This is a genomic window from Peptoniphilus sp. BV3C26, from assembly GCF_000478985.1.
Lineage (GTDB): Bacteria > Bacillota > Clostridia > Tissierellales > Peptoniphilaceae > Peptoniphilus_B > Peptoniphilus_B koenoeneniae.
Map to the genome: position 1 here is coordinate 84,870 of NZ_AWXB01000069.1, position 24,705 is coordinate 109,574.

Below are 24,705 nucleotides of genomic sequence, written 5' to 3' on the forward strand. Positions count from 1 at the left end.
TCAGGACTTCAGATTTAATTAAAAAAATAAATTCCATAAATATCATCTTTAAAAAGGTATATCATCTAATTTTGTATTTATATGTTTTAAATTAATTTCATCTAAATCATTTATTAAATCTTGTAGAAAAGCTCCCTTGTTTGAGTCTTCATTGCCAGATGCTAAATCATATAACAAAGAAAGATCAGTATTTATAGTTTTATAATCATCTGCTATTAACTCTATTTTTTCAATAAAAGGAAAAGTAATATAACCTAATTTAAAAACAAATAACTTATGAGAAATCGCCGTTTTATAAATTCCATACCAATTCTCACCTACTTTCAAAAGAAAAATAGTGTTTATAATATCTGTTTCTAAACTTTCGCCAGTTTGAAAATAGTAAGATATTTCTTGTTCGTTCTTATACTTAGCTAGTTCCTGGACTAATTCGTTTAAGTCAAAGTTTATATTTTCATTTGGATTATTCGGAGATATCCAATTTACTTTATTATCTTCTGTTAATTCTATGAGTTTCTCAATAATAATAGCACTTTTACTTTTAGAACCTTCATAAAAATATGAAATGTCTACATCTAAAATTTCAGATAGTTTTTTCAATCTTGTATTTGGAATATTTTTTATATCTCCATTTTCATATTTTGATAGAGTCCCTTGAGTAAGATTCATTTCATCAGCAATCTCTTGAAGTGTTAATCCTTTTTGTAATCTAGCCTGTTTTATTTTTTCACCTATATTCATGACAACCTCCTTAAACTAATTATAAATATTCTTATGAGTAATATCAAGAAATATTATTTATTTTTCAATAAAAACTATTGACAAGGAATATATTAGGAATATAATAGTATTAAGAATAATATTCTTAATGAAGAATTTATTCATATTGTTGTGAAAGGGGGTTAAATTTATGAATGATATCAATTTAAAATTAAATAAACACTTGATAAAGAAGAAGTTAATAGAGTTAAATTTAACACAAAATGAATTTGCAAATAAAAATAATATTGCTCAATCTACATTATCAAATGTTTTAAATGGAAGGCAAGCAACCACAAAAACGTTAAATAAAATAGCTAATGGATTAGGTATATCAGTAGTTGATCTATTAGAAGATTAAAAAGAAGGTGAAATAATGGCTACATTAGTAAAAGTAGATGAAGTTAAAGAGCTTCTAAATGTTAAAGAAGGTAAAGCATACCAGATCATGAAGAGGCTAAACAAGGAACTTGAAGAAAAAGGGTTCATAACTATTCAAGGTAGAGTTCCAATAGACTATTTAAAAGAGAGGTTTAATTTATGTGATGAAGATGTCAATTAATAATTTAGTTAGAAATAAAAAAAGCCTACCAGGTTCAAACAAGTTCCCCAACTCTATCCTGGTAGGTTATGACAAGTAACACCAAAATTAAATGGTATTGCTCATATAAATTCTAACATAATTGATTGATATTTACAAGTTAAAGGGGAACTTTTAGGAGGTTTTAAAATGACAAATAATAAAGATTATATAGAACTAAGAGAAGATTTTTTTGAAAATGATGTTATTAAAAGCATTGATGAAGAGTACGGTATCCTTTATACAATGATTTATGTAGATTTACTACTTTTAAGTCCTGATGGATATTTGAAATTTAATGGATCAAAAAAAGATTTCATTAAAAAGGTATCTTTAAAAATTAATGAGAAAGTTGAAGATATAGAAAAAACAATTGAGATTTTAATATTAAAAGATTTAATTGATGTTATTTCTGAAAATGAGTACTTCTTAAAACAAACAGAAGTTGTAAGATACTAGGTTGATCATTATGGAAAATCAAGGGTGGGTTAGTGTTCATAGAAAAATATGTGAACATTGGCTATGGAAAGATAAATCCCCTTTTGATAAGCGATCTGCCTGGATTGATTTATTAATGATAGCAAATCATGCGGATAATAAAATCTTTATGGATAGAAGTGTTATCGTTGTGAAACGTGGTCAAAAAATTACTAGCTTAAATAAATTAGCTTTGAGGTGGAAATGGTCAAGAAAGAAAGTTACAAATTTTCTTGAAGCGTTAGAACAAGATGACATGATAATCCTAAAAAGGGAACAAGGGAAATATACAACTATAACCATTGTAAATTACGGAAAATATCAAGTTACAGGAACAACTGAAAGCACAACCGAGGAACAACCGAGGAACAACCAAAGCACAACCAAAGCACAACCGAGGAACATAAACAATAATGATAACAATGTAAACAATGATAACAATGATGATGATAAGGCTGAATATGTTACAAAGATTAACGGTTTAATCAAAAATAAAATATCATCATCATCTTTAGAAAAATTTATAAATCGATTTGGAGTTGATAAATTAGGTCCTTTGATTAATGAAATAGAAAGAAGCGACTATTTAAAAGAAAATATTAACTTCAATAATCTTAATGATGATTTTATTAATAAGGCCATTAGTGGAAAATATAGGACTTTTAAGAAACAGATTGATTCAACTGATATAGGAGAGAATAAATATGGAAATACCAAAGCACTTGAGTACTGAAAGAAAAGTTATACCCTTTGAGTTTAATGGAGAAACTTTTAATTTTACTTGTATGAGTGAAAGAGATCAGTATGAAGAAAATCAAAGAAAATTAATCGAAGAAAGAGAAAAAAGATTAGACTATATAAAAAAGTTAAAAATGGATAGCTTGATGGACAATAGATTCAAAGAGTGTAAATTTGAAAACTTCATTATATCCAATGACAATAAAAAATATTTTGATTTTGGAAGATATTACGCTTATAACTTTGATGAATTTAAAGCAAAAAATCATGGATTATTAATTTATGGAGATCCAGGAACTGGAAAAAGCTATTTAACTTTTTGTATAGCTAATTATTTACTTGAAAAGAGTATTCCTGTGATCGCTTGTTCAGTATCTACTATTATTGAAAAAGTTAGAGAATATTCTACATTTGGAAGCAATAAAAAAGATCAGTTTTATAAATTATTAAAACAAGTGGATCTACTAATAATTGATGACTTAGGTTCTGAACATAACACAGAATGGATTAATTCAGTGTTATATGACGTTATAGATTTAAGGTATAGGTCTAACCTACCATTGATTATAACGACCAACCTAGAGCCTGATACAGTTCTAAAAAAGAAGTTAACCAGTAGTGATGGAGTGCCCAGAACTTATGATCGTATTTATGAGATGTGTAGAAGAATAAAGCTAACTTGTCAACCTAGAAGAATAAAAGAGGGCGACAAGAAGCAAGCAGAGTTTAACAGACTATTTATGGATATTAAAAAACGGGGGTAAACTATGGCTAATTTAATAAATATGCTTGAAGAAACTGCAATAAATAATAACTTTGAAGTTAAAGATTTTTTAAAAGATTTTGATTTTTGTCTAAGCTATCTTGGAAATAATTTATACAACGGATTAATTTTTATTAAACGAGATCTTGATATAAAAAATAATGATATTGTGGCTGTTATAACAAACAATATAAGTTCACAAATTGTTACTCTAAGACGTGTTATAAAAGTAGGTGAAGTTACACAACTAATAGATATACAAAATATCTATGAACCTATAAATGTTGGAAGTAGTGAAGAAGAATATAAAATTTTAGGTAAAGTAGTTCATAGGCTATGTGAATTTGATTGATTTTAATCTAAATTTTTGGTATACTTCAATTAGATAATTATCAAAATAGACCAATCACTGTCCGTGAAGCCTTGTTTAGGTGGAGATGGTGCGTTGGTCTATTTTTTTGATATACATGCAATATATCATATGATTAAATATAATTATTTTTAGTGCTTATGGCAATAAAAAGAACGGCTACAGTCAACCAAACTATAAAGTTTGTGGGGTCAACCTGCCGTTCTTTTATTTACAATTAATATTACTGAAGTTACATATATTATACCAAATGTTTTAAATAATTACAATAATTATAAAATGAGTAGACGGCGGTACCCAGCTAAAAGCCTTGTGGGGGCACCGTATCTACTCATTAAGTATATTATACTAAATATCTTTATTATTTTCAATAAATATAAAATAAAGAGGTCAACTACTTTATATAAAGCCTTATTTAAGCCTATATAGGGGTTAACCTCTTTATTTGTAAATATACATGCCTTAATCTAATTATAATCAAAAATAATATAATTATCAATCTTAGAAGCTATGCTATTTAATTTTACATAGCTTCTTTATTTTATATAATTATATATTACACTTCTATTTTTATTTATTTATACATACTGCATATAGTGGCTTTATCTTCTTATTAGCATTTTAGCACAATATATAGTATAATGTAGTTATACATATTATATATGGAAATACTTATTTTAAGGAGATTAAAACATGAACGATTTACAAGATCTAAAAATGGAAACAAACTCACAAGATGAGGAAAAAACATTTACTCAAGATGATGTTAATAGAATAGTACAAGAACGTTTAAAAAGAGAAAAAGATAAAAACACTAATGATTCTATTGATAGCCTAGAGGAAAAAGAAAATAATTTAAATAAACGTGAGTTACTTCTTGATTGTAGAGAAGCATTAAATGAAAACGGATTAAATTCTGAATTTATCAAGCTTTTTAAGGGTAATTCAAGTGAAGATTTAGAAGATTTTATAAATATAGCAAAAGGGATCACTGAAAGCCTTAGTGAAGAATCAAAAAGAAACATGGAGGGTAGATTTAATTCTCATGTACCCCCTAATGGTGTTGAATCTAATTTTAATCCAATTAAAGAGGCTTTTAAGTATCCTGGATTAAATAAATAACTAGGAGATTAAAACATGAGCATAGATTTAGCAACTAAATATTTACCTTATGTCGATGAACAATTTACTAACGAAAGTAAATTATCCTTGATAACTAACCAAGATTTTGGTTTCACAGGTGCTAAAACTGTAAAAATATATAAGGTTAATACAAGTCCTATGAATGATTATGATAGATCAGGTGTAGGATCATTTCAAAACTCAAGATATGGTAACATTTCAAATTTAACTGGATCTACTGAAGAATTTACATTATCCAAAGATAGATCTTTTACATTTGCTATTGACAAGCTAGACAAAGACGAAACACTTCAAGCTTTATCAGGTGCTACTGCATTGGCTAGACAGATTAGAGAGGTAGTTATACCTGAAATTGATAAGTATGTAATAGGTAAAATGATTGAAAAAGCAGGAATTTCAACTGCTCAACCAGTTCAATTAACTAAAGAGAATATTTATGAAAATATTTTAAAAGCAAATACTGAACTAGATAATTGGGCTGTACCTGAAATTGGAAGATGTTTATTAGTTACCCCTGATGTTTATTTGTTATTAAAACAAAATAAAGACTTCTTGATGTCAACTGATATAGCACAAGAATTAAAAATTAAAGGTGTTATAGCAATGGTTGACGGATTAACTGTAATAAAAGTATCAAAAAAAATTGTTCCAAAGGAATTTGGATTCTTGTTAGTTCATCCATCTGCTACCGTTGCCCCTATTAAATTACAAGAATACAGAGTTCACCAAGACCCACCAGGAATTAGTGGTGAATTAGTTGAAGGAAGAATTGCATATGATGGTTTTGTACTAGATAATAAGAGTTTTGGTATATATTACAGTAAAGTAGGAGAATAATTCTCCTACTTATTTTGTATAATTAAGCATAATATAAGCTTTAATTTTGTACCCTTATGTTTTTTATTATCCTGATAATTTCAATGTTTTGGAGTGATTTTATGCAAAAAAAATATAATTACAGACTAAACACAATAAAGGGTGTTAATAGATTTCTTCAAAGAATAATAATTGATTTAGCTAATGATAATATAACTGAGAGCAAAGCTAGAGCATTAGGCTATTTATGTAATATTAGATTGGTAGGTTTCGAAAAAGAAGATATTGAACAAAGGCTTACGGATTTAGAAAAGAGGTTCAACGATGAGTATTAGATCAAGAATAAAAAAGTTAGAGTTAAAAACTAACCTCTCCCCTATATTTATTATTGGTGTTGAAGATGGATTCTATTATGTAAATGATAAAAAGTATAATATAAATGAATATAATAAATGGCTCAACAGTATTCCTGAAGATAGTGTTTTAATTATTGATGATCTTAATTAAAAGGTGATCTTATGACTAATAACGATTTTGAACTATTACATGAATTTAGCAAGTTATCAAAAAAATATAATATTGATCTTTATAGATTGTTATTATTAGTAAATGACTTTCAAGAAATATTATTATCACTTGATGATGTTTCTAGTAGAGTAATACTAGAGTATAGATATATGAACGGGTATTCGTTTAAAGAGATCGGTCAAAAATTAGGCTTCTCACAAACAAAAGCTAGAAAATTACATAAATATTCAATAGAAAATATTTTACAAAGCTATGAATAATGAAGAACTATTTAAAGAATATTCAAAAAATAAAAAAAACATAGAATTAAGAAATGAAATAGTAATGAATAACCTAAAGTTAGTACCCTACACAATTAATTTAAATAAACTTTATATTGAGGGTATACATGATTATCAAGAAATGTTACAAGATGGTTATATAGCATTAATAAAAGCTGTAGAAACATATGATAATACTTTAGGTTATACATTCTCAAGTTATGCTATTAGTTGCATTATATCGCTAACTAGAAATAGATTAGAGTATAATAAAGAAGCTTCATTAGATCAAAAATTATATAACGATGATGATAGTATGACAACATTACAAGATACTATAAAAGATGAAAATGTAAACATTGAAGCTGAAGTTATAAATAGTCAGTTATACAAAGAGGTTAATTATAATATAAATAATTGCCTTGATCCTTTAGAACTTAAAGTTATAAAATCTTTTTATGGTATTGATCAAGAGCCTGAAACTTTTAAAAAAATAGCTGAAGATCTTAATATGGATATTTCAGAAGTAAAAAAAATCAGAAAAAAAGCGGAAACAAAAATTAAAAAAACAAAATTATTTAGATCTTTAAAAGCTGAATATTATATATCATATTATCCTAAATTTGATTTAGATAATACCAGGACAAGTTCTACAAATAAAATCTATTCTCCAGTAGAAAATATAGCATTAAAAAAAATTGATAAAGATAAAAGCTTATTAATAGAAACAGTACACAGTTTAATTAAAGGTATGTAAATGATTAATCATTTACATACCTTTAATTATTGTTACGATATTGTTACACTTCGATTTTTAAATGGCTTGATATAGCTAACTATAAGCTTTTTTTATTTATTCCCATTCAATGGTTGCTGGTGGTTTTGATGTTATGTCGTAAACGATTCTGTTTATATGTCCTACTTCGTTTACTATTCTGTTTGAGATTTTGTCTAAAAGTTCAAAAGGGATTCTATACCAGTCTGCTGTCATAAAATCTGTTGTTTGGACTGCTCTTAATGCAAGTGTATAGTCATAGGTTCTAAAGTCTCCCATTACTCCTACGCTTCTGTTGTTTGTCAGGACTGCAAAGTATTGGTCTGGCAATTTTTCTATGCCTGATTTTTCTAATTCTTGCCTAAATATAAAGTCCGCATCTCTTAAGATATCTAATTTTTCTTTTGTTAGCTCTCCTATTACTCTTATTCCAAGTCCTGGTCCTGGAAATGGTTGTCTGTCTACTAAATAGTCTGCAAGTCCAAGTTCTCTTCCAAGTTCTCTTACTTCATCTTTAAACAATAATCTTAGAGGCTCTATTATTTCTTTAAAGTCTACTGCTTCAGGAAGGCCTCCAACGTTATGGTGTGATTTTATTACTGCTGCATTCCCTGCTCCCGATTCTATTATGTCTGGATAAATAGTGCCTTGGGCTAAATAATCAACACTTTTTATTTTTCTTCCTTCTTCTTCAAAGACTCTTATAAATTCTTCTCCAATTGTTTTACGTTTTTCTTCGGGATCTGTTATTCCTTTAAGCTTTTTTAAAAATCTTTCTTCTGCGTTAACTCTTATAAAATGCATGCCGCTGTCTTTAAAGGCCACTTCTACTTGGTCGCCTTCGTTTTTTCTCATTAGACCGTGATCTACAAATATGCAGGTTAGCTTATCTCCTAGAGCTTTTGATAATAGTTTTGCGGTTACTGATGAGTCCACTCCTCCTGAAAGAGCCAAAAGAACTTTTCCGTCTCCAACTTTTTCTTTTATTTCATTGATTTTTTCTTTGGCATAGTTTGACATTGTCCATTCGGGTTTTTCTTTGCAAATTCCATAAACAAAATTTTCAAGCATTTTAAATCCGTTTTCAGTGTGATTAACTTCAGGATGATATTGCATAGCGTAAAGATTTCTTTCTACATTTTCCATTGCTGCATTAGGAGTGTTGTCCGTTGATGCAACTTTTTTAAATCCCTTAGGCATTTCTTCTACATAATCAACGTGGCTCATCCATACAAATTCTTCTTTTTTCAGCCCTTCAAATAGCTTTGATGAATTTTCCACATAAGTTTTTGTTTTTCCAAACTCTTTTGAATTTGCACTTGTAACTTTCCCTCCAAGTTCATGGGCCATTATTTGCATTCCATAGCAAAGTCCTAAAATTGGAATTCCTAAGTCAAAAATCTTTTCATCTATTTTTGGTGCATTTTTTTCATATACGGAGTTTGGTCCTCCTGTAAAAATTATTCCGCCGGGTTTTTTTTCTTCTGCTGCTTCCAAGGCTTTTTCGTATGAAACCACTTCACAATACACATGCATGTCACGTACTCTTCTTGCTATAAGTTGGTTGTATTGGCCGCCGAAGTCTATAACTAATATCATTTTTACCTCCATTATTTTAATTTTTATCTCTTATTTTTTATCTTTCTTATATTATATGTAAAAAGCCCTCATTTTTTCAATCTTTTACTTTTTATTTTTATGCTATACGTGAAGCATTTTATTTTTTATTTTTTATGCTCTAGGTAAAGCATTTTTACTTTTTTTATTTAACTTACTTATTTTTATAGTTTTCAATTTAAGTTTTTGATAAAATATTTATTGAATTTGTATCTTTATTTAAGATAAATAATTACTAAATATATAAAATACTTTATTTTTTTCATATTAGGTATATAATAAGTAAGAATGGCGATTTATAGAAAGGATGATTTCATGGGATTGTTTGATGTGATTTTCGGATCATATAGTGATAAAGAAATAAAAAAAATACAACCTTTAGTAGATAGAATTTTAAGTCTTGATGAAGAGTACCAAGGCTTAACTGACAATCAACTTAAAGAAAAAACTTTAGAATTTAAAAATAGATATAAAAACGGAGAAAGTTTGGACCAATTGTTACCTGAAGCTTTTGCTAATATTAGAGAAGCTGCTTACAGAGTTCTTGGTATGAAACACTTCCCTGTTCAACTTATCGGCGGTATTATTTTGCATCAAGGCAGAATTGCCGAAATGAAAACAGGTGAAGGTAAAACCCTTGTTGCAACTTTACCTGCCTATTTAAATGCTCTTTCAGGTGATGGTGTTCACGTTGTAACTGTAAATGATTATTTGGCAAGTCGTGATAAGACTTGGATGGGTAAAATTTATGAGTTTTTAGGCTTAAGTGTAGGTTGCATAATCCACGACATGAGTCCTAAAGACAGACAAGTTGCTTACAACTGTGATATAACTTACGGAACAAACAATGAATTCGGTTTTGATTATCTTCGTGACAACATGGTCATTTACAAAGAGGAAATGGTTCAAAGACCTCTTAACTATTGTATAGTGGACGAAGTTGACTCAATTTTAATTGATGAAGCAAGGACTCCTCTTATTATTTCCGGTCGTGGAGATGAATCTACTGAACTTTATGTTAGGGCAAGAGATTTTGTAAATACTCTTTCTCATAGAATAAAAACTGAAGAAGAAACAAGTTTTGAAAGATTTAACAGAGAATTTGAAGAAGAAACTGTTGATTATGTAGTAAATGAAAAAGATAAAACTTCCACTCTTACTGACAAGGGAGTTGCCAAGGCTGAAAAATATTTTGGCGTTAGCAATTTATCTGATCTTGACAACATGGAGCTTTCCCACCATATTAACCAAGCTTTAAAAGCTAAGGGAAATATGAAAAAAGATATTGATTATGTTGTTAAGGATGGAGAAGTTATTATAGTTGACGAATTTACCGGTCGTCTAATGTTCGGAAGACGTTATTCTGAAGGCTTGCACCAAGCAATAGAAGCTAAAGAAGGTCTTGAAGTTCAAGCTGAAAGTAAAACTCTTGCAACTATTACCTTCCAAAATTATTTCAGAATGTATAAAAAACTTGCAGGTATGACAGGTACTGCTATGACGGAAGAATCAGAATTCCGTGACATCTATCATATTGACGTTGTAGAAATTCCTACAAACAAGCCTGTTATAAGATCTGATGCCAATGATTCAATTTACAAATCAGAAGAGGCAAAATTCCGTGCAGTTACAAGAGAAATTATTGAATGCCATGAAAGTGGACAACCTGTCCTTGTTGGTACAATTTCAATTGAAAAATCAGAAGAACTTTCAAAGTATTTAAAACGTGCGGGAATAAAGCACAATGTTTTAAATGCTAAAAACCATGAAATGGAATCTGAAATAGTAGCCCAAGCAGGTCGTTTTGGAGCAGTTACCATTGCTACTAACATGGCAGGTCGTGGTACTGATATTATGCTTGGCGGAAATCCTGAATATATGGCAAAAAAAGAAATGAAAAAACGTGGTCTTGAAGAAGAAATTCTGGAACAAGTAGATTCTTATAATGAAACAAGTGATGAAGAGATTTTAAATGCTCGTAAGGAATATCAAGATCTTGTTAAAAAATTTAAAGTTGAAACTGATGAAGAAGCTCAAAAAGTTGTAGCAGCAGGTGGCCTTCATATTATAGGAACAGAACGTCACGAAAGTAGACGTATTGACAATCAGCTTCGTGGTCGTTCAGGCCGTCAAGGAGATCCAGGTTCAACAAGATTTTATATTTCAGGCGACGATGATTTAATAAGACTTTTTGCTGGCGACAGATTCAAACAAACTATGGAAAGAATTAATAGCCCTGAAGATGAAGCCATTGAATCAAAAATTTTAACTAAATTAATAGAATCAGCTCAAAGAAAAGTTGAAGGAAACAACTTCTCAATTCGTAAAAATGTCCTAAACTATGACAATGTTATGAATAAACAAAGAGAGGTAATATATTCAGAAAGAAGAAAAGTTCTTGAAGGTGAAAATCTTCATGATGATATGATTTCAATGATTGATGATATTATTGAAAAAAATGTCAACTTTAATAATAAGATGGATCACAACAATGTTTTACATCTTGATTTTGAAAATATTGTAAAATTCGGAGTTGACCAATTCGACTTCCCTAAAAATTTCTTAGATGATATTGAAAATGCAAATGTTGAAAATGTCATTTCAAGAATGAAAGAATTGGCAAGGGAAAAATATAAGGAAAAAGAAAATGAATTTGGAGAAGAAAAATTCAGAGAAATTGAAAGAGTTGTTCTTCTTCAAGTTGTAGACCAAAAGTGGATGGATCATATTGATGCTATGGACCAACTTCGTCAAGGTATAGGCTTAAGAGCTGTCGGTCAAGTTGACCCGGTTCGTGCTTATGCTCAAGAGGGTTTTGACATGTTTGAAGAAATGAATGAATCCATTAAAGAAGATACAACAAAAATGCTCTTCCATATTTATAATCCTGAAAAAGTTAAACGTGTAAGAGTTGCAAAAGAAGTTGAAACTGTAAATCCAGATACTGGAAAACAAGCACCTTTTGTAAGAAAATCTAAAAAAGTAGGCAGAAATGATCCCTGTCCATGTGGCAGCGGTAAAAAATATAAAAACTGCTGTGGAAAAAACCAATAAAATAATTTAAGCCTTCACAATTTTTGAAGGCTTTTTTAATTTAATTAATAAAAAAACTCTGATTCTTATTATAGTTTTAATATAATAAGAATCAGAGTTTTTATTTTACCAAGATCCTCCTGATCCGCCGCCGCCTGTTGAGCCGCCGCCTCCGGAAAATCCTCCGAATCCTCCACCAGAGCCGCCGCCAAAGCTTCCGCCACCGAAAAATCCTCCAAAAGGTCCAAAGGAATCGTCATCGTCGTCATCGTAAAAATGCCTTCTTCTCCTTCCCCTGTAACCTCTTGATCTACTTATTTTTGCCATAATATTTATAAATAATAGTAGAAGAATTATTTGAACAAGAATAGCTATTGTTCCAAAATCTGAGGCATCACTATTGACACTATAATCAGGTTCAACGCTGTTTATTATTTCCAAGTTATATTCTTTTTTGTATAAGTCTAAAATTTCATTGTATGCTTCAAGAATTCCAAGTTCATAGTCTCTTTTATTTTTCCCACTTCTGTCCCCTGCAGGAAAATATTTTGCGGCATTTCTTCTTATTTGAGCAGTTATTGAATCTGGAATAAATCCTTCCGTTTCATAGCCTGTCATTATAAAAAATCTACCTTCAGGAATACAAAGCAGTATCAATGTTCCGTTGTCATTTTCTCCACCGATTTTCCATTTGTCAAAAATTTTTACAGCGTAGCTTTGATCGTCATAACCTTGCAAAGACTTTACAAGTGCAATTGCAACTTGACCCTTTGTTTTATTTTCCAGATCTTTATTTGTTCCGTTTATATACTTAAGGCTCTCTTCAGATAAAATATTTAATTCATCATACACATAACCATTAGCATCTTTGGGATCCGGAACAAAAACTTCTTCTGCAAAAACTGCGGTGAATAATGAAATTATTACTATTAAAAGGGATAGTAATTTTTTCATTTTACCACCTACTTACCAAAATCCACTGTTGGTGCATTTTGATCTTCTTCAGAAACTTGGAAATATTCCTTTGGACTAAATCCTAAAATACCTCCGATTAAATTAGTTGGAAATCTTTTAATTTTTTTATTAAATCCTGTAACGGCTTCGTTATATCTTTCTCTTTCCGTTGCAATTCTGTTTTCAGTTCCTTCAAGTTGAGATTGAAGATTTAAAAATCCTTCATTGGCTTTAAGTTCCGGATATGCTTCAACAACTACGTTAATATCTCCTATTGCCCTTGAAAGTTCAGCGTCTGCTTTTCCAAGTTCTTGGGGAGTTTTAGCTTTTTCAACCTTGCTTCTTGCTTCTGTTATTTTTGTTAAAACATCTTCTTCATGACTTGCATATCCCTTAACTGTGTTTACCAAGTTGGGTATAAGGTCTGCACGTCTTTTTACTACATTTTGTACTTGAGCCCATTTTCCGTCTACTTCTTGTGCTTCTCCTACAAGTGAATTGTAATTTTTAATCAAAACAAAACCCACTAATACTATAACTGCAATTACTATAATTAATGCTCCGCCTAAGGCGCCTCTTCTCTTTTTCATATTTCCTCCTATGAAATTTCTATAATTTTTGCATTGTTTAGGGCAGCTTCAACTAAACTTTCTATGTCCAATTTTTCTTCGCTTATTTCCATTTCCTTAATTGTCGGCCTTAATTTTGGGTGCTTAGGTAAAAATACCGTACAGCAATCTTCAAAGGGTAAAATTGAAGTTTCATAAGTCCCGATTTTTTTGGAAATATCAATAATGTCAACTTTATCCATCCCTATTAAGGGTCTAAATATAAGTCTTCTTGTTATATCATTTGTAACAGTTAAACCATCTATGGTTTGACTTGCAACTTGCCCTAAGTTTTCTCCTGTTATAATTGAATTATACCCATTTTTTTCTGAAATCCTCTCAGCTATTCTCATCATAAATCTCCTGGATAGCAAAGTCATTTCATCTTCTCTACAATTTTTATTTATTTCCTTTTGAATTGGAAGTAAATTTATGGAGTAAATTTTCATGGGTCCCCCATAGGTTGAAATTATTTCTCCAAGTTTTACAACTTTTTCTTCTGCCCTTTGTGAAGTAAAGGGGAAAGAATGAAAATGAAGTCCATCAATTTTAACCCCTCTTTTAGCCATCATATAGCCCGCTACAGGAGAATCTATTCCACCTGATAGTAGGAGTAGACCTTTTCCATTTGTGCCCAGTGGAAGGCCTCCATGGCCCTTAAAACGCTTAGTATATAGGTAGACCTCTCTTCTTATATCCATATAAATATAAAAGTCTGGATTATGAACATCAACTTTTATTGGAAAATTTTTAAGGACCTGTCCGCCAATTATATTATTAAGTTCCATACTATTAAGCTCAAAGTTTTTATCAGCTCTTTTTGTATCTCCCTTAAATGTTTTAAATTCAGGATTTTCTTCTAAAGTTTCCCTTGTAATTTCCCTTATGCCCTCTTCTATGGAAGGGATGTTTTTTTCAATTTTAATACAGGGACTTAAATAAACTATTCCGAAAATATGTTGTGCCCTTTTAATAATTTTTTCCTGATCCTCTTTGTTGCAGTCAATATAAATTTTTCCCGTATCTTGATAAATTTTTCCATGGCTTATATCGTGAAGAGATTTTTTTACCTGACCCATTAAAGTATCAATAAAACTCTTTCTATTTTTTCCCTTTAAAATAACTTCGCCCAGGGAAAGGCTTACAACTCTTTGACTCATTTTTTCATCACTTCTCTTATATCTTTTACAACTTGATTTAATTTTTCCAAAAATACATCTATGTCATTTTTGCTTATGTCTTTTGAAAAGCAAATTCTTATAGTCCCTTCCATTTCAGAAGGATTTAATTTAATTGCTTCTAAAACATGGCTTCTGTGAACTCCGTTACTTGAACATGCTGATGCTGTAGAAATATAAATACCATATTCTTCAAGACTGTGAAGAATAACCTCTCCCCTTGTACCTCTTATGGATAAACTTACAATATAAGGTGAGGAACATAAGGGAGAATTAATTTTATAATCATCAATATAATTTTTTAAATTTTCCAAAAAATATGCTTTTATCTTTTTTACATGGTCTTGTTCCTCATTGAATTTTTCAGTTTCAATTTGACAAGCCTTGCCAAAACCTGCAAGACCAGGCATATTTTCAGTTCCACTTCTTAAATTTTTCTCCTGGCCTCCTCCAATAACAAGAGAAGGTATAGAAATGCCACTTTTTAAATAAAGGGCTCCACTTCCCTTAGGCCCATAAATTTTGTGACTGCTGACAGAATAAGAATCAACTCCCAAATCTTTAAGATTTAATTTTATTTTTCCAAGAGCCTGAACTCCATCAACATGGACAAAAGTTTCAGGATTTTTTTCCTTAACAATTTTTACAAGTTCTTTAATATCTTGAATCGTTCCGATTTCATTATTTACATGGGCAAGAGCAACAAGGGCAGTATTTCCATCAACTTCCCTTTTAAGTTCATTAAAATCAACCTTGCCATCAAAATCAACATTTAAAAAAACTACTTCATAACCAAAATCCCTATAAGATAAAAACTTGTCATATAAGGAAGCGTGTTCAATTTTACTGGTTATAATTTTTTTAAATCTCTTATTTTTATTTACAAAGCCATTTACTGCAATGTTGTTGCTTTCAGTTCCCCCGGAAGTAAAATAAATTTCAGAGGGCAAAACATTTATAAGTTGAGCAAGATTTTTTCTTGCTTCTTCTCTTACCTTTTCAGCCTTCAAACCAAAACTATGTAGGCTTGATGGATTTGCAAAATCATTTTTAAGCATCTTTACCACTTCTTCAACCACTTCTTGTCTTGGTTTTGTAGTGGCACAATTATCTAAATAAATCATTAAATTTCATTCCCCATTAAAAAATTTTATTTTATAAAAAATATAAGCATATAAACTTTCAATGGATTTATTATACCATAGCTGTTGGAATAATTAAGATTAGGATATAATTAAGAAGGGATAAAAAATGAAAAAATATATTAATAAAACAGAAAAAATTTTAAATGAAAATGTCATATATCTTGACTTAGAAACCCTGGGTTTAAGTAAAAATTCTCCCATAATAAGCGCAAGTTTTACTAAAGAAAATCAAATTATAACCTATGTCCTTACAAATTTAAAAGAAGAAATAGAACTTATGGAAATAATTTATAAAGAAACAAGGGATAAATTAATTGTTACCTACAACGGAGACAGGTTTGATTTAAAACTTCTTAAATATAAGGGAGAAAAATACAATATAAACTTTGAATTTAAAAGCCTTGACTACTATCAAGTCGCAAAAAAATATTCTTATTTATTTGAAAGTGAAAATTTAAAGCAAAGTACAATGGAAAAATTTTTCGGACTTTATAGGGAAGAAGATATAAAGGGTTCTCAAGTAATAGACTGCTACAAAAATTATTTGGAGACAAAAGATGAAAAATATTTGGATTTAATAGGAAAGCACAATAGCCTTGATGTAAAGGGTCTTATTTATTTAGATAGGATAAAAGATTACGTTGAAGATAAGATGAGCTTTTTTTATGAAAATAAAAAATTTTTAATAAAAGAAATTAATTTTGAAAAGGATATTTTATATGTAGAGGGAAAAACTAATTCAAACAATTTATATTTTTCAAACAAGGTCTATGAAATAAAGGCCCTGGAAAATAATTTTTACCTTAAAATTTTTACGGAAAAGGCTCTATATAATAAAAATACCACCTGTAACTATATTTTCGTAAAAGAAAATTTCCTAAAAAGTCAAATAGAAAGCCCGGAAAATATACTTGTTTTAAAACTGGGCAAAAAGACCCTGTATAAAAATTCTCTAGACTTAATTAAGGCAATTATAGAAAATAAAATTAAGATTTAGGATTTTTATAAATTGTAAATTAAAAAGCTCTAAAGTTTTATTTTTCAAACTTCAGAGCTTTTTCTTTATCTTTTAATTTTTTTCATTTTTATCCGTATCAAATGCCACCATTAAAAATGCCGGGATTGCTATTAATACTGCTCCTATTAATATTTTTAAGAAAGTGCTTATCATAATTGTGTCCTCACTTCTACTGCTACTGCTATTATTTTTACTAGGTCCAATATTTTTATTGTCTTATCTTCGAATACTAAAACAGTTTTATTTTTTTCTCTGTAATATCTTGCAATTTTTCCGGAATCTTCTTCATCAAAAATTATAAGGTCTCCATTTTTAGGTTTTAAATCAGATTTAAATATTATGATTTTTTTACCATGTATGCCGTCTAAGTTTAAATCACTTCTTACGGCAAAATACTTGTTGTTGTCTATGGAGTCTTCTATTACTACATATTCCATGGTTTGTTGGGGACCTATGGAAGAGTTTTTTATTATTGGCACCCTATAGGATTTTGTTCCTTGATGGTCGTCTTTTCCTATTAAATAGTCACTTGATATATTTAATACCTTGCTTATTTTTATAAGTATTTCAAAGTTTGGGTTGCTTCTATTTGTTTCATATCCTGCTATTGTTGCTCTTTCTACCCCTACTTTTTCCGCAAGTTCTTTTTGTGTCAGTCCCTTTATTTTTCTAATGGTTTTTAATCTTTCCGAAAAATCCATTTTTCACCTCGAAAAAAGGAACTTGAGTTAGCCCCTAAGTTCCTGTCTGTTATCGTTTAACATTTTTATTATTTCTGAAAGATTTGTTTGGGTGTTTTCCAATAATCCGTCAGCATAATCTCTTGCGCCTTCTCTTATTTGTTGTGACTCTTCGTTTGCGCTTTTTAATATTTCTTCTGCTCTTGCATTTGCTTTTAATACCAGCTCGTCTTCTCTTATTATTTCTTCTGCATGAGATCTTGCAGCTGCTAAAATTTTATCAGCTTCTGCGTGGGCTTCATTAATTATTGAATCTCTGTCTGATGAAATTTGTTTTGCTTCTTTTACCTCTGTTGGTATTTCACTTTTTATATCATGTATGATTTCAAGAACTTCTTCTTTATCAAGCATTGCCTTTCCTGTTAAAGGAATACTTCCTGATTTTTCTACAAGTTCTTCCAACTCATCAACTAATTCCATAAGTGTCATACTAAACCCTCCTACTTAATTTTTTCTTCATTTCTTCACCTATTATATCAGGTACAAATAAACTTAAATCACCGTCAAACATTGCAACTTCTTTTGCCAAAGTTGAGCTTACAAATACATTTTTACTTGATGAAAGTAAAAATATGGTCTCAACTCCTCCCTTGTAGTGCATGTTTGCCGTAGCTACGGCATACTCATTTTCATAATCCGATGCCGTTCTTAAACCTCTTACTACTACTTTACAGTTTTTTTTCTTTGCATAGTCTACTAAAAGACCTGTAAAAGAGTCAATTTCTATATCTGGATCGTCGCCTAAGACTTTTCTTATAAGGTCCATTCTTTCTTCAACGGTAAAAAGTCCCTTTTTGTTTACATTGTTAAGTACTGCGACAATTACCTCTCCGAATATGTTTTTTGCTCTTTTTATTATATCTAAATGACCGTAAGTTATAGGGTCAAAGCTTCCTGCATATATTGCTTTCATAAAATTTCAAAAAATAATATGGAAGTGTTACCGTAATCTCTTTTCTGAACCATCTCATAGCCTTCAGAATCTATTTTTTTTGTCTTTTCGACTTCTGCTATGACAAGACCCTTTTCTTTTAAAAGAGAACGCTCTCTTATTATCCTCAAAGCTGTTTTATATTTATGCAAATCTTCAAAGGGTGGATCCAAATATATAAAGTTGAATTTATCATTTGTGGTCTTTAAAAATCTTTTGTAGTCCATCTTAAAAACTTGAGCTTTTTCTTTAAGTTTTGTATGTTCAAGATTTTTGTTTATTATTTTTATAGCTTCTTCAGATGCATCTATAAAGATTGCAAGATTTGCTCCCCTTGATAGAAATTCTATTCCATTGGCACCTGAGCCTGCAAATAAATCAAGGACGTCCAAACCTTCAAAATATTGACCTAATATATTGTAAACTGATTCTTTAACTCTATCAACTGTAGGTCTTATACTTTCATCTTTAGGTGAAAAAAGTTTAAAACCCTTAGCTGTTCCGGCAATTACTCTCATATTCCTCCAATAATTTACATTTTAACATAAATGTTGAAAAGTAACAATTTAATTAGCTTTTGCAGACAAAAGTTTATCTATTGCTCTTTTTAAATTTTTATTTTTTTCAGATTTTAGTTGTGGATCTTCCCTTAGTATCTTTGAACTTTCATCTAAGACTTTTTCCAGTATGACTTTATCATTAAGAGGATCTGCAAATTTAAATTCCGGTATTCCCGATTGTCTTAGGCCGAATATATCTCCTGTTCCCCTTAAAAGCAAATCCTGTTTGGCTATATAAAATCCGTCTGTTGATGAATTTAATACTTTCATTCTTTCAAGAGCTATATCTGAAGAGCTTTTATTGTATAAAATACAATATCCCTTATCCTTTCCTCTGCCAACTCTTCCTCTTAGTTGGTGAAGCTGGGATAGGCCAAACCTTTCAGCATTAACTATTAAAATTACTGTTGCATTTTTTACATTAACGCCCACTTCAACAACAGTTGTAGAAACTAAAATATTTATTTTATTTTTTGCAAAGTCTTCCATAACTTTTTCTTTTTCTTCTGCCTTCATCTGGCCATGCAAAAGTCCAACCTTATAATCTTTATAGTATTTTACAATTTCCCTATAAACTTTATTTACACTGGAAAGATCAAGGTTTTCATTTTCATCTATCATGGGACAAACTACATAGGCTTGGTGATTTTTTAATAGCTCAGTTTTTATAAATTCCAAACTTTTTATAAGTCCTTGAGGCCCTATGGTGAAAGTTTCTATCTTCTGTCTTCCTTCAGGCATGGTATCTATGGTTGAAATATCAAGATCATTGTAAATTGTTAAAGCAAGAGTCCTTGGTATAGGCGTTGCAGTCATAATAAGAGTGTTTATTCCCTTCTCTGCAAGTTTTTTTCTCTGTTCAACTCCAAATCTGTGTTGCTCATCTATTACTGTGAGCCCTAGGTTTTTAAATTCAACATTTTCATAAAAAAGTGCGTGAGTTCCCACAACCATGTTTATTGTGCCTCCTTTTAAGCCTTGAAGACTTTCCTGTCTTTTTTTTGCAGTATCACTTCCTGTTAAAAGGCTTATATTTACTCCCAAGTCCACTAAAATATTTTTAAAGTTTTCATAGTGCTGCTTTGCAAGTATTTCAGTTGGAGCCATTAGAGCTGATTGACATCCGTTAATAAAGGCAAGATACATTAAAATCATGGCAACTATAGTTTTTCCGCTTCCTACATCTCCTTGTATAAGTCTGGACATAGGTCTTTTTTGTGAAAGGTCTTCTATAGATTCTTCCACTACTTTTTTTTGTGAATTTGTAAGTTCAAAGGGAATTTTTTTATAAAGTTCTTCCAAGCCAAAGTTTTTAAAGGCCTCTCTAGTTATTTCTTCTTTTTCTTTTTTTAGGCTCATAAGACCCGTTAAATAAACTAAAAATTCTTCAAAGGCATAGGTCTTTCTTGCAAGATCAAAAAGATTTTCATCAGAGGGTCTGTGCAACTGTCTTATAACTTTATCTCTTTCTAAAAGCTTATATTTTTCTATTAAATTTTCAGGAATTATATTTTCAAAATTCAATTCTTTTAAGACTAAGTCTGTGAGTTTTATTAATTCGTTGTTGCTTATTTCTTTAGTCAGCGGGTAATAGGGAACTATTTTTCCTATTTTATTTTTTTTATTTAAGGGTTCATAGATTGGCATGGAAATTTGATAGCTTCCTCTGAATTTTTTTATTTTCCCATATAAATAAAATTCCCTATTTATTTGAAATTGAGGTTTTAAAAAAATTTGAGTTAAAAAAATGTTACATCTGCCCTATCTTTTCCATCAGTCATAGGAACAGTCATCATTTTAAGTCTGTTTTTATAAAGAAATCTTGGCTCTTCATAGACTTTTAATTTTAAGGCAGCTTTTTCTCCATCAAAAACTTGATTAAGGTTTTTTATTTGACTCATATCTTCATAGGATCTGGGAAAATAATTTGCCAGGTCTTCTACTTTTTCTATTTTTAATTTTTTTAAAACCTGGGCTTTTTTTGGCCCAACACCTTTTATTTTTTCTATGGAATCTTCTAATTTCATATTATCACCTAAAAAAATAAGCAGGCAAAAACCCGCTTATTCTACTGCAATTATATAATAGTATAGAGGCTGTGAACCTTCTACTAACTCTATGTCTTGTTCGTCAAAACTTTCTTCAAGTCTTTCTAAAAGTTCTTTTGTATCCTCTTCTTTTAAACCATTGCCATAATATATAGTTATAACTGATGAATCTTCATCAACCATTTCTTCAATTAATTTAAAGGCAACTTCATTTATATCTTTACCGAAAGATACTATCCTCTTTCCCGTAAGCCCTATTATTTCATCTTTCTTTATTTGTCTTCCTTCAGAAACAGTATCACGAACTGCATAAGTTACTTGAGCTGATTTTACTGTAGCCATATAATCTTTCATGTTCTTTTCATTTTCTTCAGGACTTAAATTCGGATTAAATTCAACTATTGCAGATATTCCTTCAGGAATTGATTTTGATGGAATAACTATTACATTTCTTTCAGATAATTTTTGTGCTTGTTCTGCAGCAAGAATTATATTTGAATTATTTGGAATTATAAAAATAGTTTTTCCACTACATTTATCAATTGCTTTCATGAAATCTTCCGTTGAAGGATTCATTGTTTGTCCACCTTCAACTATATAATCTACATTTAAGCTTTTGAAAACTTCATTCATTTTTTCTCCCATGGAAACTGCAATGAAAGAGTAATCTTTATCTATTTTTACTTCTTTATTTTCTTTTTTTGCTGCTTGAACTTGAGCTTCATCAAATAAAGTTTCCCTATGTTGATATCTCATGTTGTCAATTTTAATATCTTGCAATTGACCAAGTTCCACTGCATATTCAAGAGCTTTTCCTGGGTTATTTGTGTGAACGTGAACTTTTATAACTCCTGTTCCGCTGCCTCCTACTACTAAAAGGCAGTCTCCAAGAGGTGAAAGTTTTTCTTTAAAAGAATCTATATCTTCATAATTTGTAGAAATTACAAATTCTGTGCAATATCCGAATTCTAATTCTTCGTTAAATTCTTCATTTAAGTGAATTTCTTTTTGCTTTTTATTTTTTAATTGTTCATCTTCTTCAACAGACTGAATCTTTTCACCGCAAAGAGTTTTATAAGCTCCTTCCAGTAAATATACAAGACCTGCTCCCCCTGAATCCACTACTCCCGCTTCCTTTAAAACGCTAAGTTTTTCAGGAGTCTTTTCAAGAGAAATGTAAGCTTCTTTTACTAAGTCCCTTCCGAAACTTTTAAGGTCCCTATATTTTTTATAATTTTTAATTGCAAAATCACTTGTTTCACGACCTACTGTAAGAATAGTTCCTTCAGTGGGTTTCATAACAGCCTTATAAGTTGTATCCGATGCTTTTTTTAGGGCGTAGGCAAGTTCTCTTATACCTATTTCTTTTACATCTGTAAGTCCTTCTGCAAATCCTCTTAAAAATTGGGAAAGAATAACTCCTGAGTTACCCCTTGCTCCCATAAGTGAACCCCTTGCAGCCGCCATGGCAATTTCGTGAACATCCTTTGATTCTGTCTTTTCAACCATCTTAATAGCAGACTTTGAAGTCAAACTCATATTTGTACCTGTATCTCCATCGGGCACAGGGAATACATTAAGAGCATTGACATGGTCTTTATTTAATAAAAGATAATTTACTGCTCCTACAAAAGCTGATTTCAATAAATTACCGTCAATTTTTTCTATATCCATTTTTCCTCTCTTACTTTATTCTAATCCCTTCAACAATTACTGACACTTGGTCAGGTTCTAAATTAGTGAGTTCTTTTATACGGAATTTAACATTATCAATAATATTTTGACCTACTGTTGAGATTCTTACTCCGTATTCTAAAACTACGTGAAGTTCTATAACTAATTTATCGTCATCAGTAATAACTTTTATACCTTTGGAAATATTTTCAAATCTTAAAAGTTCAAGTAAACCGTCCGTGGCATTTTTTGATGCCATACCGACTATACCGTAACTTTCCATTGCAGACATGCCCGCAATTGATGCAAGTACGTTATTTTCAATTATTATACTACCCATTTCTCTATTTATAACAGCCGGCATTTAGCTCACCTCCTAATTTAATTCTATTTTCTAATATTATAACAGAAATCCCAAGGAAAAAAAACTTGCTCCCTTCTCCTTATATTGATATATTATGGTCAGGGGGTTTATATGGATAAAATTTTAATTGGAAAAGGTCAGAAAGAAAACTATATTCTTCTAAATAAAATTAATAGGCATGGGCTTATTAGCGGTGCAACTGGAACTGGAAAAACAGTAAGTCTTAAAGTTCTTGCAGAAGGACTTTCGGATAATGGAGTGCCATGTATTCTTGCTGATGTTAAAGGAGATCTTGCAAATATTGCAAAAGCAGGTAAAAATAATGAAAAAATTATAGAAAGATTAAATACTTTAAAAATTGAAAATTTTGAATTTAAAAATTATCCTTTAAATATTTGGGATATTTATATGAAAAAGGGGATTCCTTTAAGAATTACCGTTTCTGAAATGGGCCCTCTTATGCTTTCAAATATACTTGGTCTTAATGATACTCAAATGGGTGTTTTAAATATTGTTTTTAAAGTTGCTGATAAAAACGGACTTTTACTTATTGACTTAAAAGATTTAAAACAAGTTATAAATTATGTTGACGAAAATAAAATTGAAATCACAAAAGAGTTTGGAAATGTTACAAGTCAAAGCCTTGGTGCAATTCAAAGAAAACTTTTATATATAGAAGATTCCGGCGGAGATTTATTTTTTGCTGAACCTGCCATAGATATAAATGATTTTTTAAAAACTGACAGTCAAGGTAGAGGTTTTGTAAATATTCTTCAAGCAGACAAATTAATTTCAAATCCTATTTTATATTCCATGCTCCTTCTATACCTTCTTTCTGAAATTTATGAAAATTTCCCAGAAGTTGGTGATTTAGATAAACCAAAACTTGTATTTTTCTTTGATGAAGCTCACTTATTATTTAATAATATTCCCGATATTTTAAAAAATAAAATAATCCAAATTGTAAGACTTGTAAGAAGTAAGGGTGTGGGAATATTTTTTATAAGCCAAAATCCTTTGGATATACCTGAAGAGATTTCTTCTCAACTGGCAAATAGGATTGTACATCAATTAAGAGCCTACTCTCCTAAGGAATTAAAGGCTATAAATGCTGTTGCAGATACTTTTAGACAAGATGGCTCAATAGATATTAAAGAAGAGCTTATCTCTTTAAAAACAGGCCAAGCTATTGTTTCTTTTGCTGATGAAAACGGAGCCCCAACCTTTGCAGATAAGGCAATTATTTTGCCTCCTCATTCTTCTTTTGAAACTTTAAGTGATTCTGAATATGAAGATTTAATTAAAAATTCACCTTTATATAATAAATATAAGGATTCTTTTGACAGAGAAAGTGCTTATGAAATTTTAAATGAAAAATTTAAAAGGGATGAATTGGAAAAACAAAGAGAAGAAGAATTTCAAAAGAAAAGAGAAGAATTTGAAAGAAAAGAAAAAGAACTTGATAGGAAATATAATTCTCAAAATAGAAGTTCTTCAAGACCTAAAAAATCATATTTAGATAAGGGTATTGATTCCATTTTAGGAACTGTAACAAGAAGCATAGGTCGTGAAATTGCAAGGGGAATTTTAGGATCAATTAAAAAAAGATAATAAAAAATAAAATAA

General features: G+C 30.1%; 29 protein-coding genes. 15 read left to right on the top strand and 14 right to left on the bottom strand.

Features of this window, described 5'->3' with window-relative positions:
* Positions 1–48 precede the first annotated feature (48 nt).
* On the bottom strand, positions 49–741 hold the full coding sequence (locus tag HMPREF1253_RS09375; protein WP_023056547.1) for a helix-turn-helix transcriptional regulator: 693 nt from the start codon (positions 739–741) through the stop codon (positions 49–51).
* Between the two features lie 169 nt (positions 742–910).
* Here HMPREF1253_RS09375 and HMPREF1253_RS09380 point away from each other — a divergent pair, with 169 nt between their 5' ends.
* From HMPREF1253_RS09380 to HMPREF1253_RS09435, 12 genes are all read left to right on the top strand, one after another.
* The gene (locus tag HMPREF1253_RS09380; RefSeq protein ID WP_023056521.1) at positions 911–1,120 is read left to right on the top strand and encodes a helix-turn-helix domain-containing protein; all 210 of its coding nucleotides are present in this window, start codon (positions 911–913) and stop codon (positions 1,118–1,120) included.
* Positions 1,121–1,135: 15 nt separating this feature from the next.
* On the top strand, positions 1,136–1,321 hold the full coding sequence (locus HMPREF1253_RS09385) for a hypothetical protein (RefSeq protein ID WP_023056513.1): 186 nt from the start codon (positions 1,136–1,138) through the stop codon (positions 1,319–1,321).
* Between the two features lie 168 nt (positions 1,322–1,489).
* Positions 1,490–1,798: a phage replisome organizer N-terminal domain-containing protein gene (locus HMPREF1253_RS09390; RefSeq protein WP_023056501.1), complete on the top strand. Its 309-nt coding sequence runs from the start codon at positions 1,490–1,492 to the stop codon at positions 1,796–1,798.
* A 115-nt stretch (positions 1,799–1,913) separates the two neighbouring features.
* Positions 1,914–2,549, top strand: a complete 636-nt coding sequence (locus HMPREF1253_RS09775; RefSeq protein WP_155803767.1) for a hypothetical protein — start codon at positions 1,914–1,916, stop codon at positions 2,547–2,549.
* Complete coding sequence (locus tag HMPREF1253_RS09400) at positions 2,521–3,318, top strand: DnaA ATPase domain-containing protein (protein ID WP_023056540.1); 798 nt, start codon at positions 2,521–2,523, stop codon at positions 3,316–3,318. The genes HMPREF1253_RS09775 and HMPREF1253_RS09400 overlap by 29 nt, the downstream gene beginning before the upstream one ends.
* 3 nt (positions 3,319–3,321) lie before the next feature.
* Entirely contained in the window at positions 3,322–3,669 is a 348-nt protein-coding gene (locus HMPREF1253_RS09405; RefSeq protein ID WP_023056474.1) for a S24 family peptidase, read from the top strand.
* Between the two features lie 711 nt (positions 3,670–4,380).
* Positions 4,381–4,809 (top strand): hypothetical protein, encoded by a 429-nt coding sequence (locus HMPREF1253_RS09410; protein WP_023056564.1) that lies wholly within the window; start codon positions 4,381–4,383, stop codon positions 4,807–4,809.
* Between the two features lie 15 nt (positions 4,810–4,824).
* Positions 4,825–5,667, top strand: a complete 843-nt coding sequence (locus tag HMPREF1253_RS09415; protein ID WP_023056569.1) for a hypothetical protein — start codon at positions 4,825–4,827, stop codon at positions 5,665–5,667.
* 101 nt (positions 5,668–5,768) lie between these two features.
* Complete coding sequence (locus HMPREF1253_RS09420) at positions 5,769–5,981, top strand: hypothetical protein (RefSeq protein ID WP_023056552.1); 213 nt, start codon at positions 5,769–5,771, stop codon at positions 5,979–5,981.
* Complete coding sequence (locus HMPREF1253_RS09425) at positions 5,971–6,153, top strand: hypothetical protein (protein WP_023056532.1); 183 nt, start codon at positions 5,971–5,973, stop codon at positions 6,151–6,153. The genes HMPREF1253_RS09420 and HMPREF1253_RS09425 overlap by 11 nt, the downstream gene beginning before the upstream one ends.
* A gap of 11 nt (positions 6,154–6,164) precedes the next feature.
* Entirely contained in the window at positions 6,165–6,434 is a 270-nt protein-coding gene (locus tag HMPREF1253_RS09430; RefSeq protein ID WP_036740025.1) for a sigma factor-like helix-turn-helix DNA-binding protein, read from the top strand.
* The gene (locus HMPREF1253_RS09435) at positions 6,427–7,191 is read left to right on the top strand and encodes a sigma-70 family RNA polymerase sigma factor (RefSeq protein ID WP_036740028.1); all 765 of its coding nucleotides are present in this window, start codon (positions 6,427–6,429) and stop codon (positions 7,189–7,191) included. The genes HMPREF1253_RS09430 and HMPREF1253_RS09435 overlap by 8 nt, the downstream gene beginning before the upstream one ends.
* A gap of 96 nt (positions 7,192–7,287) precedes the next feature.
* Here HMPREF1253_RS09435 and guaA read toward each other — a convergent pair whose 3' ends face one another.
* Complete coding sequence (gene guaA / locus HMPREF1253_RS09440; protein ID WP_036740030.1) at positions 7,288–8,808, bottom strand: glutamine-hydrolyzing GMP synthase; 1,521 nt, start codon at positions 8,806–8,808, stop codon at positions 7,288–7,290.
* A 333-nt stretch (positions 8,809–9,141) separates the two neighbouring features.
* On the opposite strand from guaA, the gene secA reads away from it, so the two are divergent.
* Positions 9,142–11,880 (top strand): preprotein translocase subunit SecA, encoded by a 2,739-nt coding sequence (gene secA, locus HMPREF1253_RS09445; RefSeq protein ID WP_023056511.1) that lies wholly within the window; start codon positions 9,142–9,144, stop codon positions 11,878–11,880.
* 105 nt (positions 11,881–11,985) lie between these two features.
* Here secA and HMPREF1253_RS10320 read toward each other — a convergent pair whose 3' ends face one another.
* Genes HMPREF1253_RS10320 through HMPREF1253_RS09465 form a run of 4 tightly spaced genes read right to left on the bottom strand, consistent with a single transcriptional unit; the run spans position 11,986 to position 15,723 of the window.
* The gene (locus tag HMPREF1253_RS10320; protein WP_023056529.1) at positions 11,986–12,813 is read right to left on the bottom strand and encodes a YgcG family protein; all 828 of its coding nucleotides are present in this window, start codon (positions 12,811–12,813) and stop codon (positions 11,986–11,988) included.
* An 8-nt stretch (positions 12,814–12,821) separates the two neighbouring features.
* Positions 12,822–13,403 (bottom strand): LemA family protein, encoded by a 582-nt coding sequence (locus HMPREF1253_RS09455; protein ID WP_023056563.1) that lies wholly within the window; start codon positions 13,401–13,403, stop codon positions 12,822–12,824.
* An 8-nt stretch (positions 13,404–13,411) separates the two neighbouring features.
* A complete protein-coding gene (gene thiI, locus HMPREF1253_RS09460) occupies positions 13,412–14,581 on the bottom strand; it encodes a tRNA uracil 4-sulfurtransferase ThiI (RefSeq protein WP_023056509.1) in 1,170 nt (389 codons plus the stop codon).
* Positions 14,578–15,723, bottom strand: a complete 1,146-nt coding sequence (locus HMPREF1253_RS09465; RefSeq protein ID WP_023056471.1) for a cysteine desulfurase family protein — start codon at positions 15,721–15,723, stop codon at positions 14,578–14,580. Before HMPREF1253_RS09465 ends, thiI begins: the two co-directional genes overlap by 4 nt.
* Positions 15,724–15,850: 127 nt before the next feature.
* Between HMPREF1253_RS09465 and HMPREF1253_RS09470 the strand changes: the two genes are divergently transcribed.
* Positions 15,851–16,741, top strand: coding sequence for a ribonuclease H-like domain-containing protein (locus tag HMPREF1253_RS09470; protein ID WP_023056475.1), 891 nt, complete (start codon positions 15,851–15,853; stop codon positions 16,739–16,741).
* Between the two features lie 170 nt (positions 16,742–16,911).
* Here HMPREF1253_RS09470 and HMPREF1253_RS09780 read toward each other — a convergent pair whose 3' ends face one another.
* Genes HMPREF1253_RS09780 through HMPREF1253_RS09505 form a run of 8 tightly spaced genes read right to left on the bottom strand, consistent with a single transcriptional unit; the run spans position 16,912 to position 23,079 of the window.
* Entirely contained in the window at positions 16,912–17,463 is a 552-nt protein-coding gene (locus tag HMPREF1253_RS09780) for a helix-turn-helix transcriptional regulator (RefSeq protein WP_023056565.1), read from the bottom strand.
* Positions 17,464–17,490: 27 nt separating this feature from the next.
* Positions 17,491–17,931 (bottom strand): hypothetical protein, encoded by a 441-nt coding sequence (locus HMPREF1253_RS09480; protein WP_023056514.1) that lies wholly within the window; start codon positions 17,929–17,931, stop codon positions 17,491–17,493.
* A 1-nt stretch (position 17,932) separates the two neighbouring features.
* Positions 17,933–18,415 carry a pantetheine-phosphate adenylyltransferase gene (gene coaD, locus HMPREF1253_RS09485; RefSeq protein ID WP_023056493.1) on the bottom strand — a complete coding sequence of 161 codons (483 nt, stop codon included), beginning with the start codon at positions 18,413–18,415 and terminating at the stop codon, positions 17,933–17,935.
* Positions 18,412–18,951 (bottom strand): 16S rRNA (guanine(966)-N(2))-methyltransferase RsmD, encoded by a 540-nt coding sequence (gene rsmD / locus HMPREF1253_RS09490; protein WP_023056483.1) that lies wholly within the window; start codon positions 18,949–18,951, stop codon positions 18,412–18,414. Before rsmD ends, coaD begins: the two co-directional genes overlap by 4 nt.
* Before the next feature lie 48 nt (positions 18,952–18,999).
* The gene (recG, locus tag HMPREF1253_RS09495; RefSeq protein WP_081696629.1) at positions 19,000–20,742 is read right to left on the bottom strand and encodes an ATP-dependent DNA helicase RecG; all 1,743 of its coding nucleotides are present in this window, start codon (positions 20,740–20,742) and stop codon (positions 19,000–19,002) included.
* On the bottom strand, positions 20,733–21,020 hold the full coding sequence (locus HMPREF1253_RS10645) for a hypothetical protein (protein WP_023056550.1): 288 nt from the start codon (positions 21,018–21,020) through the stop codon (positions 20,733–20,735). The genes recG and HMPREF1253_RS10645 overlap by 10 nt, the downstream gene beginning before the upstream one ends.
* Before the next feature lie 36 nt (positions 21,021–21,056).
* Positions 21,057–22,715, bottom strand: coding sequence for a DAK2 domain-containing protein (locus HMPREF1253_RS09500; protein ID WP_023056466.1), 1,659 nt, complete (start codon positions 22,713–22,715; stop codon positions 21,057–21,059).
* 10 nt (positions 22,716–22,725) lie between these two features.
* Complete coding sequence (locus HMPREF1253_RS09505) at positions 22,726–23,079, bottom strand: Asp23/Gls24 family envelope stress response protein (protein WP_023056515.1); 354 nt, start codon at positions 23,077–23,079, stop codon at positions 22,726–22,728.
* A gap of 111 nt (positions 23,080–23,190) precedes the next feature.
* Here HMPREF1253_RS09505 and HMPREF1253_RS09510 point away from each other — a divergent pair, with 111 nt between their 5' ends.
* Entirely contained in the window at positions 23,191–24,690 is a 1,500-nt protein-coding gene (locus HMPREF1253_RS09510) for a helicase HerA-like domain-containing protein (protein ID WP_023056508.1), read from the top strand.
* Positions 24,691–24,705: the final 15 nt, after the last annotated feature.